A 13,440-nucleotide genomic window follows, 5' to 3' on the forward strand; every position below is an offset into this window, starting at 1 on the left:
CCCGCGCGGCGGGTGACCGGAGGGGCGGGCTACCGCACGGCGGGTGGCCGGAGGGCGGACTTCCGCACGCCGAACGGCGGGTGATCTGACCCCGGGTGGTCGTAGGGGCGGCGGTCGTGTGTGCCCTGGCTGGACGAAGGTCGGCGGCACGCCGGGGGACGGACCAGCGCACGCCGGGCGGCCGCAGGGATAGTGGCCGTGCGCCCGCTGGCCGGACAGAGGGCGGCGGTACGCAGGGGTGACCCCAGGCAGGGTGGCGGCGCGGCGGCGTCGTCGTGACGTGGCTCAGCGGACCAGGAAGTGCCCCGCGAGCAGGTAGGCGCCCGAGTCCAGGGCCATCAGCAGCGCCGCGAGAGCGAGCAGCCACGTGACGAGCAGGTTCACCCACGGGGAGACCGTGTCCCACGCGCGGCGCATGATCCGGGAGAAACGCTCCTGCCTGCCGACCGCCGTGAGCGCCACGAGCAGGGTCAGGGGCAGCTGGCTCAGCAGGGCCCAGACGATCCATCCGACGACTGCCCAGGTGAGCGGACGCGCGGAGGCGACCGCCACGTGGACGTCGAACGGGAGGTCGAGGACCACGATGGCCACGAAGACGCACGCCGTGGCGTAGAGGGCCCACAGAGTGGTGGCCGGTTTCTTCTCGGGGGCCGGTGCGCCACGGGCACGACGGCGGGCGAGCGCCCGCCATACGGCGTAGCCACCGACCACGACCGCGAGGCCGAGCTCGATCCTCGCGGAGATGCTGCCCTGCCGGATCAGGTGCCACCAGTCGACCTCCTGCAGCCGCGGGCCCATCACCAGGGTGAGGGTCAGACCCCACGCCGCGGTGCCACCGAGCAGCAGCAGCGAGGACCCCACCATGTGCCGGCGCCGGACACCGGCGCCGAGAGCCGCGGCCATGATCACCATGGGTGCTGGGTCGAAGCCGGCCACGGCGGTTCCGAGGACGGTCAGGGTGTATTCCCACACGGTCATATTCGCGGGCCGCCGGTCAGCTCGCCACCGGTGCGAAGGCCGGGGAGGTCTTGCCCAGCCACGTCAGCCCCGGGTCCAGCTGGGCCTCCCACAGGGCCACGCGGTGCCCTCCGGTCTGCGAGATGTTGCTGGAGAGCCCCGTGGGCGCGGAGACGGAGCCCTCAAAGCCGCGGACCGCCTTCACAGAGATCGAGTCCTCGCCGCCCGAAAAGAACCAGATGCCCACGTCTGGCTTCTCGCGCGCCACGACCTTCGCAAGGTCGTACGAGGCGGGGTTCGCCGTCTTCCACTCCTGGCCCCTGGTGTACATGGGCGCGAAGTATCCCGCGAGGTTCACGCTGCGGGACCAGATCTCCGGGTGGCGCACGGTGAACATGGAGGAGCACCAGCCGCCCGCGCTGTAGCCCAGAGTGGCCCACGCGTCCCGGTCCGTGGAGACCCGCAGATTGCCGCGGATCCAGGAGACGACGTCCGTGCTCACGTAGGTCTCCCACTTGCCGTGGGTGCTGTCCACGCACTCGGTGTCGTTGTTGCCGGGGTAGACGTCCGGGATCACGACGATCGACTCTCGCAGGGTGGAGTCGCCCACGTTCGCCTTGATGTGGTGGGCGATGTCCATGGCCTGGGTGTAGGTCCGCACGTCCCCCGGGAAGCCGGTGAACGCCGTGATCACCGGATAGGTTCGCTGGGGCTCATGCATGTAGGAGGGCGGCAGCCACACCGTGGCGTCCTCGGTGATCCCGGACTGCCTGCCTGCGATCTTCAGGTAGACCCACTGGCCCGAGGTGTTGGAGGGATCCAGCTGGGAACCGAAGGACGCGTTGCGGGTGGGCTGGCTCTGTCCCGTGCTGTAGACCGCGTGCGGGAGCTCCTTGACCGCCTTCACGGCCACCATGGCGGCCCCGGCGTCCGTGGTGGTCACCGGGCCCCCGCCGCTGGAGAGCAGGTCCCCCCAGCTGGAGTACCACTGGTTGTCCATGTTCAGCTTCAGGAAGCAGACTGCGAGCACCAGCAGGCACACGAGCACCAGGCACACGAGCTGCAGGACGTACTTGAGGACCCCGGGGCGGCGCTGGCGTGGCAGCACCAGGACGGTGACGGCCACCAGCACCACCGCGACCGCGGTGACCGTGATGAACAGGGGCCACCCGTTCAGTTCGAAGAACGCCATTGCGAAGTGCTCGTTTCCAGTGGTTTCCCACGTATCTTGTCAGCAGTGCCGAGCCGCCGGACGTAGGACGTACTCAGCGGTGCCGGTTCGGCACACAGCATAGGGACAACCGACCCGGCCGGAACGCTCTGCCGGGCCCTCGAAGGGGAGTTGATGGGTAACACCCAGGTGGTACGCGGCAGGCGCACACGGGACGTCAGGACCGCCACGGCCCGGCAGGAGCGCTGGGCACGAATCCTTATCTGGATCTTCGCGCTGGCCACGGCGGCGGGTGTGGTGCTGCTGCTGCTGCACTGGGTCACCCGGGTCAACCCGCTGCCGAGCATCCTCTTCGGAACCCTCAACCTCCCCGTGGCGCCGTCCCTGGTCTCCGTGGTGGTGCTCGGGCTGCTGACGGGCGCGCTCGTGCGGCGCAAGCGGATCGCCCTGGTACTGGTGGGCACCACCCAGGTGGTGGGTGTCACCTGGTCGGTGCTCATGCTGGTGCTGCGCGCCGTGGTCCCGGACCTGCCGCACCACGGCCCCTTCCCGGTGTGGGTCAGTCCCATGCTCGACGCGGTCGCCGTGGCTGTGGGCATCGCCGCACTGGGCCTGCTGTGGTGGCTGCGCCCCGCGTTCCCTGCCCGCACCGAGTCCCGGGGTGCACTCGCCGCGCTGGCGATGCTGGTGGGCGGCGTGGTCCTCACGGTCGCGGCCACGCACGCGCTGCTGCTCGCGACCACCAGCTCGGCCATCGACGACTGGAACGTCCTGGGGGAGGCGCTCGTGCGCAGCCTCGGGTGGGCGGGCCCGCGACGTCGCTACCTCAGCACCGTGCCGCCCTGGCTCCCCGAGCTCACCTCGGCCCTGCTGGCCCTGACCATCGTGCTTGCCGTGCTGATCTTCCTGCGCTCCAGCTCCCGCTCGGCCGCGTGGCGGCCCGAGGACGAGGTGGCGGTGCGCTCGCTGCTGCGCGAGTTCGGGGGTGAGGACTCCCTGGGGTACTTCGCCACGCGGCGGGACAAGTCCGCAGTGTTCTCCGCGGACGGCCGGGCCTGCGTGACGTTCCGGGTAGTCGGGCAGGTCTCGATCGCCTCCGGAGACCCGGTGGGCGATCCCGCGGTGTGGCCGGACGCCATCCGGCGTTGGCTCGACCGTGCCCACCACTACGGTCTGCTGCCCGCGGTCACCTCCGCCTCGGAACGTGCGGCACGGGCATATGCGGAAGCGGGCCTCAGCGTGCTCGTCATGGGGGACGAGGCCGTCCTGCACCCGGACCGCTACTCCCTGGCCAACTCGTCCATGACGCCGGTGCGCCGGGCCGTTCGGCGAGCGCGCCGTGCCGGGCTGGTCACGGAGATCGCCCGCCACCAGGACTTCCCGCCGGAGGAGCTGACGCGGCTGGGTGTGCTCGCGGACCAGTGGCGTGGCGATGAGCCGGACCGCGGGTTCTCCATGGCCCTGAACAGGTGGGGGGATCCGGCTGACGGGCAGTGCCTGCTGGTGGTGGCCCGGGACGAGCACGGGGCAGAGCAGGGGCTGCTCTCCTTCGTGCCGTGGGGCCGCGGCGGGCTGTCCCTGGACGTGATGCGCCGGGCACCGCACACCCCGAACGGCGTCACCGAGCTGATGGTCACGGACCTGATGGAGCACTGCGCATCGCACGGGATCAGACGGGTCTCCCTGAACTTCGCGATGTTCCGCGGGGTCTTCGAGGACTCCGAGAAACTGGGTGCGGGCGTGATCACCCGGTTCAACTCCTCGGTGCTGGGCTACATGGACCGCTTCTTCCAGCTGGAGAGCCTCTACCGCTCCAACGCCAAGTACCTGCCCGAGTGGGTACCGCGCTACGCGTGCTTCGACGGTGTCCTGGCCCTGCCCCGCATGGCCGTGGCGACCGCCCAGGTGGAGGGCTTCCTGCCCGCGGTGTTCGTGCGCACGCCCCCGCAGCCGGAGCTCGACGCGGGGACGCTCGAGCAGATCCTGGAGATCCAGCACGAGCCGGCGCCCATGCGGGTGCTCGCGCCCCGGCGCTCGCAGCAGACGCGCCACCGCATGCGCCACGCCCGTGCCCTGGCCCGCGACGGGGTCAACCCGTACCCCGTGGGGCTGGCCCCTGCGGAGACCGTCGCGCACACGCAGGCCGCGCGCCTGCGAGGCGAGGCGGCGTCGTCGTCGGAGGTGCGGACCAGCGGGCGGGTGCGGCGGTTCCGCGACTTCGGCGGCGTGGGCTTCGTGGACCTCACCGACGGCGGCGTGACCGTCCAGGTGCTCGTGGACCGCGCACGCGTGGACTCCACGTGGTCCACGATCCGGCGCAACCTGGACGTGGGGGACCTCCTGGTGGTGGACGGTCGGTGGGGGAACTCTCGCACGGGGACGGAGTCCATTCTCGCGCGGCGCGTGACCGTGGCGGCGAAGGCCCTGCAACCGGTGCCCTACAGCGGTTTCGAGAACCCCGAGCAGCGGCTGCGCAGACGCTCCCTGGACCTGCTGGTGCACCCGCACGGGATGGACCTGCTGCGGCAGCGCTCGCAGGCCGTGGACACCGTCCGCCGGCTGCTGCAGGAGGAGGGGTACCGGGAGGTCGAGACGCCCGTGCTGAACACCGTGCACGGCGGCGCCTCCGCCCGGCCGTTCCGCACGTTCATCAACGCGTACGGCATGGACCTCACACTGCGCATCGCCCCGGAGCTGTACCTGAAGCGGCTGCTCGTGGCGGGAAGCGGGCCGATCTTCGAGGTGGCCCGCAACTTCCGCAACGAGGGCGCGGACGCCACCCACAACCCCGAGTTCACGGCGCTGGAGGCGTACCACCCGTACGCGGACTACACGGTCATGCGGCAGCTGACCGAGCGCCTGGTCAAGGCCGTGGCCACGGCACTGCACGGTGCGCCCGTACTACCGCTGCGGGACGTCCACGCCCCGGACGCCGAGCCCACCCCCACGGACGTCTCCGGGCCGTGGCCCGTGGTCACCGTGACGGACGCCGTGAGCCGGGCCGTGGGGCGCGAGATCTCGATCCGAACGGACTTCGAGGTGCTGCTGCAGGCGGCGGCGGCGCATGACGTGGAGATCGGCCCGGGCATGGGTCCCGGCGCCGTGCTCGAGGCCCTCTACGAGGAGCTCGTGGAGCCGCTCACGGTGTTCCCCACGTTCTACTGCGACTTCCCCGAGGAGACCTCGCCGCTGACCGCGCCGCACCGCAGCGAGCCGGGGCTCGTGGAGCGCTGGGACCTGGTGGTCAACGGGATGGAGCTGGGCACCGCGTACTCGGAGCTGACCGACCCCGTGGTGCAGCGCCACCGGCTCACGGAGCAGTCCCTCAAGGCCACGGCGGGGGATCCGGAGGCCATGGAGGTGGACGACGACTTCCTGGACGCCCTCGAGGTGGGCATGCCACCCGCCGGCGGGCTGGGGATCGGACTAGACCGGCTGGTCATGCTCATGACGGCCACCTCCATCCGGGAGGTGCTGGGGTTCCCGTTCGTGAAGCCGCAGAAGAACTGAGGGATCCTGCGTGCGGGGGCGACTCACCCGCACGGCCCGGCGAGGGAAGGCATACTAGGACACCATGACCCCTGAACTGATGCACACGGCGGGGCTGCTCACCCCGGAACTGCTCCCCCTGGGGGATCCAGCCCAGCTGCTCGAACAACTGGGCCCGTGGGCGCTCGCGGGGACTGCCCTGATGGTGTTCATCGAGTCCGGCCTGCTGTTCCCCTTCCTGCCCGGCGACTCGCTGCTCTTCGCGTGCGGGCTGCTGCACCAGGCGCTGCACATCCCGCTGTGGCTCATGATCCTCGTGCCGTTCCTCGCGGCCGTGGCCGGTGACCAGGTGGGCTACTACCTGGGCCACAGGTTCGGACGGCGGTTCTTCTCCGACGACGCCCGGTTCCTGAAGACCAAGTACCTCACCCAGACCGAGGACTTCTTCCTGAAGTACGGCGGCCGGGCGATCGTGCTCGCGCGCTTCGTGCCGATCGTGCGCACGTACGTCCCCCTGGTGGCCGGCACCGCGCGGCACCCGTACCGCCAGTTCGTGGGGTGGAACATCCTGGGAGGCTTCCTGTGGGTGACCATCATGGTGGTGGCCGGCTCCCTGCTGGGCGGCATCCCCTTCATCCGGGACAACGTGGACCTGATCGCCGTGCTGATCGTGGCGCTGTCCCTGATCCCGGTGGGGCTGCAGATCCTCACGAGCCTGCGGGAACGGCGTCGGGAGCAGGACGCTACGGAGTGATCGTGAACTTCACGTTCCCCTCACCGCCGCGCTCCGCGATCCGCAGCACCTGGCCCGTCTCCTCGAGGGTGTGCACGGGGCCCAGGCAGTAGTCCACGTCCACCTCGCCGTCCCGGATGCGGCGCACGGCCTCGTGGAAGGACACCAGTCCGGGCTCGGACTGAGCCGCGACCGAGCCCTGCAGGCGCACGCACTTGCGGAAGACCTCGTAGATGGGGACGGGGGCGGGATCGAAGTTCTCGTACAGCCCGAACCACCCCACGATGCCGCGGTGGGCAACGACCTCCACAGCCTCCGCCCGCAGCGCGTCCGACCCTACGGCCTCGATCACGAGGTCCGCCCCCGCGTTGCCAGTGAGCTCGGAGACGACCTCCGGCAGGCTCTCGTCCGGCACCAGGACCGTGCGGGCGCCGAGTCGGCGGGCGATGTCCAGGCGGTGCTGCTGGGTGTCCGAGACGATCACCTGCTCGAAGCCGCGCAGCAGGGCGTCCTGCAGGAAGAAGAGGCCGGCCGAGCCCGCGCCCATGATCACGCACGTGCCCGCGTGGCGCTCGGGGACCTCGCGGGGCCAGTAGAGGTTCATCGCGTAGAGGCACGTGCCCATCTGCTGCGCCATCATGTACCGGCGCATGGTGGTGAGGTCCTCCGGGTCCACCTCCGGGGGCAGCGCGACCGCGTGGTCCTCGTCCAGCAGGATGAACTCGGCGAATGTGCCGCCCAGCTCACCCGGCGGCACGCACAGCACCGGTGTGCCCACGGGGAACTTCTCCGAACGGGAGGACACGACCACGCCCACCCCTTCGTGGCCGGGATAGCCCGCGAGCTCCGGGCCGCGGGGGTGCAGCGTCCCGTGCAGGGCGGAGTGCAGGTCCGAGCCGCACACAGAGGCCGCCACCACGCGGGCCACGAACTCTCCGTCCCGCGTGGCCTCCGGTTCGGGCCACTGTTCGACGTTGACAATCCCGGTGGCCGGGACATGGGTTGCGCGCACGGTGTGCTCCTCGGGGCAGTGGGGCGGGTTCTCGGTCCCACGGTAGGCCATGGTGTGGGCCCTGCCCACGCGGTGCCGCGCCCGGCCGGTAGCCTGTGACGGTGCCTCTGCCCCGAGCCCTCAGACCATTCTCCTCCCGGGCCTACACCGTGCTGGTGCTGGCCATGTGCGTGAGCGTCTTCGGCTCCGGGCTCTGGGCCGTGGCACTCGTGGCCCGCGTGATGGCCCTCGGGGGCTCGGCGGTGGACCTCTCCGTCGTCACCTCGGCCGGTGCGGTCGGTGCGGTGGTCTTCGTGCTCGTGGGCGGGGTGGCCGCGGACCGCTTCCCGCTGCCCGTGATCCTGCGCTGCGTGGAGCTCGCCAACCTCACCACCGCCCTGGCCATCGTCGTGCTGACCTGGACTGACACCCTCGCCCTGTGGCACCTGGCGCTCGCCGCGTTCGTGTTCTCGGGCGCCGTGGGCTTCTTCTACCCCGCCTACTCGGCCGCCCTTCCCCGCGTCCTGCCCCCGGAGCAGCTGCTCGCGGCCAACGGTGTGGAGGGCACAGCCCGCCCGCTGCTGCAGCTCGCCGCTGGCCCCGCGGTGGGCGGAGTCCTCACGGGGCTCGCCCTGCCGGGTGCCCCGGTGCTGGCGATCGCGGTGGCCCACGGGATCGCACTCTTCTTCATGCTGCGGCTGCGGCTCCCGGAGCGCGACGTCGCTCCCGTGGACGACGGCGCGCCCGCCCGGTCCTCCGCCCTGCGGGACCTCGTGGAGGGGTTCCGCTACTGCCTGCGCACGCCCTGGCTGCTGTGGACGCTGCTGTGGGCCATGAGCGCCGTGTTCCTCTTCACGGGCCCCCTGGAGGTGCTCGTGCCGTTCCTGGTGGTGGATCGCCTGGGCGGCACGGTGGCGGGCTACGGTGCGATGCTCGGGCTCTACGGGGTCTCCACGGCCGTGGGCGCGAGCATCATGGCGTCCTTCCAGCTGCCGCGCAAGTACCTGACCACCATGATCTGGCTCTGGGGCTTCGGCACGCTGCCGTTCGGACTCGTGGGCAGCACGCACTCGTGGTGGGTCATGGCACTCGCGCTGTGCGTGTTCGGGGCCACCGGTGGAGCGGGCCAGGTGATCTGGGGGACACTGCTGCAGCGCCGGGTTCCGGGGCACATGCTGGGTCGAATCTCCTCCCTGGACTTCTTCGTCTCGCTCTCCCTCATGCCGGTCTCCATGGCCTTGGCCGGCCCGGTGTCCCAGGTGCTGCCGCCCGAGGCGGTGTTCTGGGGCGTCGCGGTGCTCACCCCCGCGCTGGGTGTTGCCGCGGTGCTGGTGGGGCGCATGCATCGGGACCAGCTCGAGCACCCCCTGCGCTGAGGCCGCGCCCCTTCCCAGGGACGACGACATCGCGGTGCCCCTCCCGTCGAAGGGGGCGCCGCGGCGGCGTCATCGTCCGGGATGAACCCAACACGAACAGTCAGTATGCTTTGCGGCGCTGCTCCACAATGAGGTGGATCAGGGCGAAGATGTGCTCCTCGTCGATCGCGCGGCAGGCCTGCTCGAGGGCCGCGGGGATCTCCGACTCCCGCTCCACGCGCACCCCGAAGCCGTGGAAGGCGCGGGCCATGGCTGCGAAGTCCGGGTTCTTCAGCTGCGTGCCGGAGACGTGCCCCGGGTACTGCACCTCCTGGTGGGTGCGGATGGTGCCGTACTCCTGGTTGTCCATCACGATCACGAGCGGGGTGGCACCGTACTGCGCGGCGGTAGCGATCTCCTGGCCGTTCATCAGGAACTCCCCGTCCCCGGCGATCGAGACCACCCGGCGCCCGGGGTGGTTGAGGGAGGCGGCGACTGCGGAGGGTATCGAGTAGCCCATGGAACCATTGCGGGCCGAGATCATCGACGCGTAACCGTTGGTGGGGAAGTAGCGGTGCGCCCAGTTGGTGTGCTCACCTGCCCCGAACGTGACCATGGCATCCTCGGGAAGCGTGGCCACGAGGTTCGCCATCATGGTGTCCATCCTGGCCGGGCCGTCCTCGGGGTGGGTCTCGGTGGGCGCGGAGAACTTCTCCTGCTGGCGCCGCATGCGGGAGCACCAGTCCCGCCACACGTCCTTGACCGGCAGCTCCATGCGCACGAGGTCTCGCACGAAGACGTCCGGTTTGGCCACGATCTGGTAGGTCACGGGCCCGGACCGGCCGCGCATGGAGGGGTCCATGGTCACGATGAAGTTGTGCTTGGACCAGTCCTGGCGCACCAGGAAGCCGTTCGTGATCACGTCGCCGGGGACGGTTCCCACGAAGACCAGCAGGTCCGTCTCCTCCAGGAGGTCCACGGTGGGCTTGGGGCGCCCGTAGCCGATCGGCCCCACGTAGGAGGGGGAGCCGAACGGCACGGTCCCCTCGCAGCGCCACTCCGCGGCGGCCGGGATGTGGTGCTGCTCCAGCCAACCGGTGAACTTCTCCGCGCCCTCCGTGGTCCAGTCGTTGCCGCCGAAGACGAACAGCGGCTTGCTGGACTCCTGGAGGGCCGTCTCCAGGGCCTTCCAGTCCTCCACGGTCATGCCCCCGCCCGCCACGGGGATCTCGGGGTGCAGCGCAGGGTCGATCTTCCGCGTGATGATGTCCTCCGGCAGCCCCACCACCACGGGTCCGGGGCGTCCGGAGCGCGCCGCGAACATGGCCTCCGCCACGTACTCGGACGCGCGCTCCGCGTGGTCCAGGACCATCACCCGCTTGGCGCCGGACGCGAACCACGAGTGGGGGTCGAATTCCTGGAAGGCCTCCTTCTCCCGGTGCTCGAACGGGATGAGACCCACGAAGAGCACCATGGGGGTGGAGTCCTGCCACGCCGTGTGCAGCCCCACATGCGCGTTGGCCGCACCCGGGCCGCGGGTCACCATGGCCACGCCCGGCACGGTGTTCATCTTCCCGTCCGCCTCCGCCATGTACGCGGCACCGCCCTCCTGGCGGCACACCACTGTCTCGATGGGTGAATTGTGCAGCCCGTCCAGCACGTCCAGATAGCTCTCGCCCGGGACCACGTAGGCCCGCTGCACCCCGTGGGCTGCGAGGGAGTCGACGATCACGTGGCCCGCGGACTTGCGGTCCGTGGAACGTGTGGCTGTGGGATGCGTCATGGGATGCTCTCTTTTCGCCGTTGAAGTTCGAGTGATCACCACGGGGGCGATCCCTGTGAGGTGTGTCTCATGAGATGTGTCTCGAAAATACCCGAACCCGGCGGTAACTACGTCATTGTGGCGCCGCCCATGACGATGCCCCGGTCCGCGTGGCGGATCCGGGGCATCGTGGTGGTGCTGGGGAAGGGGATCAGGCCCGCATGTCCTCGAGCTCCACGTTGTTGGTCTCCCGCACCATCTTCACGGTGAAGACCAGGGACACCAGCGCGAAGAACGCGTAGATGCCGTAGGTCAGGCCCAGCGAGTAGTTGGACAGGGACGGGAAGGAGACAGTGACGCCCCAGTTGGCGATCCACTGCACGGCCCCGGCGACCGCCAGGGCGGCACCGCGGATGTGGTTGGGGAACATCTCGCCCAGCAGGACCCACATGAGCGGACCCCACGAGACGCCGAAGAACACCACGAAGAGGTTGGCGGCGATCAGCGCGAGCGGGCCGGCCACGGGACCGAGGTCCGGGGTGAGCTGGCCGTCCACCATGACCTTGTTGGCCGTGGCGAAGACGACCGCGAGGACCGCCAGGGAGGCGGTCATCCCGGCCGAGCCCACGAGCAGCAGGGGACGGCGGCCGATGCGGTCGACCAGGAAGATGGCCACGATCGTGACCAGCACGTTGACCACGGAGGTGGCCACCGAGATGGTGAAGGAGTCCGACTCCTTGAAGCCCACGGACTCCCACAGCACGTTGGAGTAGTAGAAGATCACGTTGATGCCCACGAACTGCTGCAGCGCGGCGAGGCCGATGCCCACCCACACCACGGGCTTGAGCCCGGCCAGGGAACCGCGCAGGTCCGCGAAGCGGGGCTTGCGCTCGTTGTTGACGGTGCTCTCGATCTTCGCCACTCGGGAGTCCACGGCCTCGTCGCCGTGGATGCGGGAGAGAACGGCGCGCGCCTCGTCCGGGCGGCCCGCGGAGACCAGGTACCGCGGGGACTCGGGGATCATGAACGCACCCACGCCGTAGCCGACGGCGGGCACGGCCATGATGAGGAACATCCAGCGCCAGGCTGCGAGACCGAACCACAGCTCCTGGGCGGCGCCGCCCGCCCAGTTGGCGAGCAGGGCGTCGATCAACAGGGACAGAAAGATGCCGAGCACGATGCCCATCTGCTGCAGCGAGCCGAGTCGCCCGCGCAGGTGGGCCGGTGCGACTTCCGCGATGTACGCCGGGGCGATCACCGAAGCCACGCCCACGCCGATGCCGCCCACCACTCGCCAGAAGACGAGCCACTCGATGGACTGGGTGAGGGCGCAGCCGATCGCGGAGAGCAGGAACAGCAGCGCCGCGACCTTCATGATCGGGATGCGCCCCGTGCGGTCTGCGATGCGCGAGCCGAAGAACGCGCCGACCGCCGCACCAAGCAGCGCCGCGGCAACCGCAAAGCCGAGGGGGCCGGGGCCGACGTCGAACGTGGACTGGATGGAGGAGACCGCGCCGTTGATCACGGCGGAGTCGTACCCGAAGAGGAGACCACCGAAGGCGGCCACGGTCGTGATGCGGATGACCGCGCCGGTGTTCGTCTGATGACGTTCCGGCTGATGTGCTTGCCCTGGATGACTCATCCCGCAGCTCCCTTGCTGTGCAGTGTCGAACCCTCATGAGAGTCCCACGCCCGGGAAGACGCCGTGCCTCCGGAGAGTCACCGGGGGCGAGGGCGCGTCGCTGCGGGTCTCCCGGGCCTGATCGGCCCGGATGGAGCGGCTGCCGGGGAAGGACAGTGTCCCAAGAGTAGGACGGGCACAGGGGAAAGTAAACGAACCCCGCAGTGGGCTCCTGCCGTGGCGCACACAGCATGCGTGATGCGTGGCCGGAAAACATTCTGGCTGAAGAATAAAAACTCTATGGATTGTTTATTAATCACGTGTTTCACGTGAAACATCATGTTCCGTCATGTTTTTGTTCCCTGCTCGTCACGACACGCCGTGATCAGGGTTCACTCGGTGTCCCGTGTCACCATTGGGTCATGACCAATCCGGCGCAGTACACTTCCCCCTCGCCGGGCGGGTCCCCGTGGCAGTTGCCGCAGTTGCGACACCGCGTGGCCGTACCTCTCGTCACCGTGCTTCTGACGGCGACGATCGGTCGGTTGCTGGTGTTGTCACCGCAGGTCACCGACGGGGAGACCGCGTTGCTCGAGGGGCTGTCCCAGCATCGCAACGTCCTCTTGGACACCCTGGCCACGGCGGTGACGTTCGCACTGTCCAACGGTGCAGTGGTGCTCATCGTGGCCGCCGTCATCGGGTGGCTCGCGGTCGTCCGACGACGCCCCCTGGACGCCACGGGTTTCGGCATCCTCGCCCTCGCGGGCTGGGGTGCGGTGGGCCTCGTGAAGGTCCTCGTGGAGCGCCCCCGCCCCACCTTCCTCACGGGCGACCCCCTGAGTCCCGTGACCGGCTCCCTGTCCTTCCCGTCCTCGCACACGGGCGCGGCGGTGGCCATCGTCCTCGCGCTGAGCCTGGTGGCGTCGAGTCGGCGCGCCCGTCGCAACCTCCTGCTGTGGGGTGGTCTCACCACGGCGCTCGTGGCCGCGGCCCGGGTGTACTCCGGGGCGCACTACCCCCTGGACGTCCTTGCGGCGCTGCCCGTGGCCGCCGCGGGGGTGATGGTCGGCGCCTCCGTGGCCAACACCGTGGTTCCCGCGCTCGCCTTCGGCTTCTCCTGGCAGCAGGCCGGGGTCACCCCGCGGCTGCCCGCCACGGCGCGCACTGCGGCCCGGTCCGCCGCGGCCACGGCTCGCGCAGGTGCTGAACCTCAGCGGGGCACCCGTTACACGGAGCAGCAGCCGGTGGTCACCGCAGCTCGCACGGCTCCATACGACGCCTCCGCCCACACCGGGCACCGATCGGACCGCGCGGCCTGAGACGCCTCCCACCATCCCCATCCACGAACGACGGCGGGCCGG

Annotated in this window: 9 protein-coding genes; 4 read left to right on the forward strand and 5 right to left on the reverse strand. The window is 70.1% G+C overall.

Features of this window, described 5'->3' with window-relative positions:
- Window positions 1–285: 285 nt before the first annotated feature.
- Together B3G12_RS11050 and B3G12_RS11055 are read right to left on the reverse strand one after the other, a co-directional pair.
- On the reverse strand, window positions 286–978 hold the full coding sequence (locus B3G12_RS11050) for a hypothetical protein (RefSeq protein ID WP_145011235.1): 693 nt from the start codon (window positions 976–978) through the stop codon (window positions 286–288).
- A 16-nt stretch (window positions 979–994) separates the two neighbouring features.
- A complete protein-coding gene (locus B3G12_RS11055) occupies window positions 995–2,149 on the reverse strand; it encodes an alpha/beta hydrolase (RefSeq protein WP_055086146.1) in 1,155 nt (384 codons plus the stop codon).
- A gap of 153 nt (window positions 2,150–2,302) precedes the next feature.
- On the opposite strand from B3G12_RS11055, the gene lysX reads away from it, so the two are divergent.
- On the forward strand, window positions 2,303–5,638 hold the full coding sequence (lysX, locus tag B3G12_RS11060) for a bifunctional lysylphosphatidylglycerol synthetase/lysine--tRNA ligase LysX (protein ID WP_290500367.1): 3,336 nt from the start codon (window positions 2,303–2,305) through the stop codon (window positions 5,636–5,638).
- A gap of 64 nt (window positions 5,639–5,702) precedes the next feature.
- Window positions 5,703–6,371 carry a DedA family protein gene (locus B3G12_RS11065; protein ID WP_232300396.1) on the forward strand — a complete coding sequence of 223 codons (669 nt, stop codon included), beginning with the start codon at window positions 5,703–5,705 and terminating at the stop codon, window positions 6,369–6,371.
- Here the strand turns inward: B3G12_RS11065 and B3G12_RS11070 are convergent.
- A complete protein-coding gene (locus B3G12_RS11070; protein ID WP_290500371.1) occupies window positions 6,361–7,362 on the reverse strand; it encodes a zinc-binding dehydrogenase in 1,002 nt (333 codons plus the stop codon). The two genes, B3G12_RS11065 and B3G12_RS11070, sit on opposite strands and share 11 nt — an antisense overlap.
- A 101-nt stretch (window positions 7,363–7,463) precedes the next feature.
- Between B3G12_RS11070 and B3G12_RS11075 the strand changes: the two genes are divergently transcribed.
- On the forward strand, window positions 7,464–8,717 hold the full coding sequence (locus B3G12_RS11075) for an MFS transporter (RefSeq protein ID WP_144941521.1): 1,254 nt from the start codon (window positions 7,464–7,466) through the stop codon (window positions 8,715–8,717).
- Between the two features lie 100 nt (window positions 8,718–8,817).
- Here B3G12_RS11075 and B3G12_RS11080 read toward each other — a convergent pair whose 3' ends face one another.
- Both B3G12_RS11080 and B3G12_RS11085 read right to left on the reverse strand, forming a co-directional pair.
- Complete coding sequence (locus B3G12_RS11080) at window positions 8,818–10,479, reverse strand: thiamine pyrophosphate-dependent enzyme (RefSeq protein ID WP_126874187.1); 1,662 nt, start codon at window positions 10,477–10,479, stop codon at window positions 8,818–8,820.
- 190 nt (window positions 10,480–10,669) lie between these two features.
- Entirely contained in the window at window positions 10,670–12,100 is a 1,431-nt protein-coding gene (locus B3G12_RS11085) for a sugar porter family MFS transporter (RefSeq protein ID WP_290500373.1), read from the reverse strand.
- A gap of 401 nt (window positions 12,101–12,501) precedes the next feature.
- Between B3G12_RS11085 and B3G12_RS11090 the strand changes: the two genes are divergently transcribed.
- Window positions 12,502–13,398 (forward strand): phosphatase PAP2 family protein, encoded by an 897-nt coding sequence (locus B3G12_RS11090; RefSeq protein WP_290500374.1) that lies wholly within the window; start codon window positions 12,502–12,504, stop codon window positions 13,396–13,398.
- Window positions 13,399–13,440: the final 42 nt, after the last annotated feature.

Origin of the sequence: Kocuria sp. UBA5001 (assembly GCF_002398425.1) — a bacterium.
GTDB classification, from domain to species: domain Bacteria; phylum Actinomycetota; class Actinomycetes; order Actinomycetales; family Micrococcaceae; genus Kocuria; species Kocuria salsicia.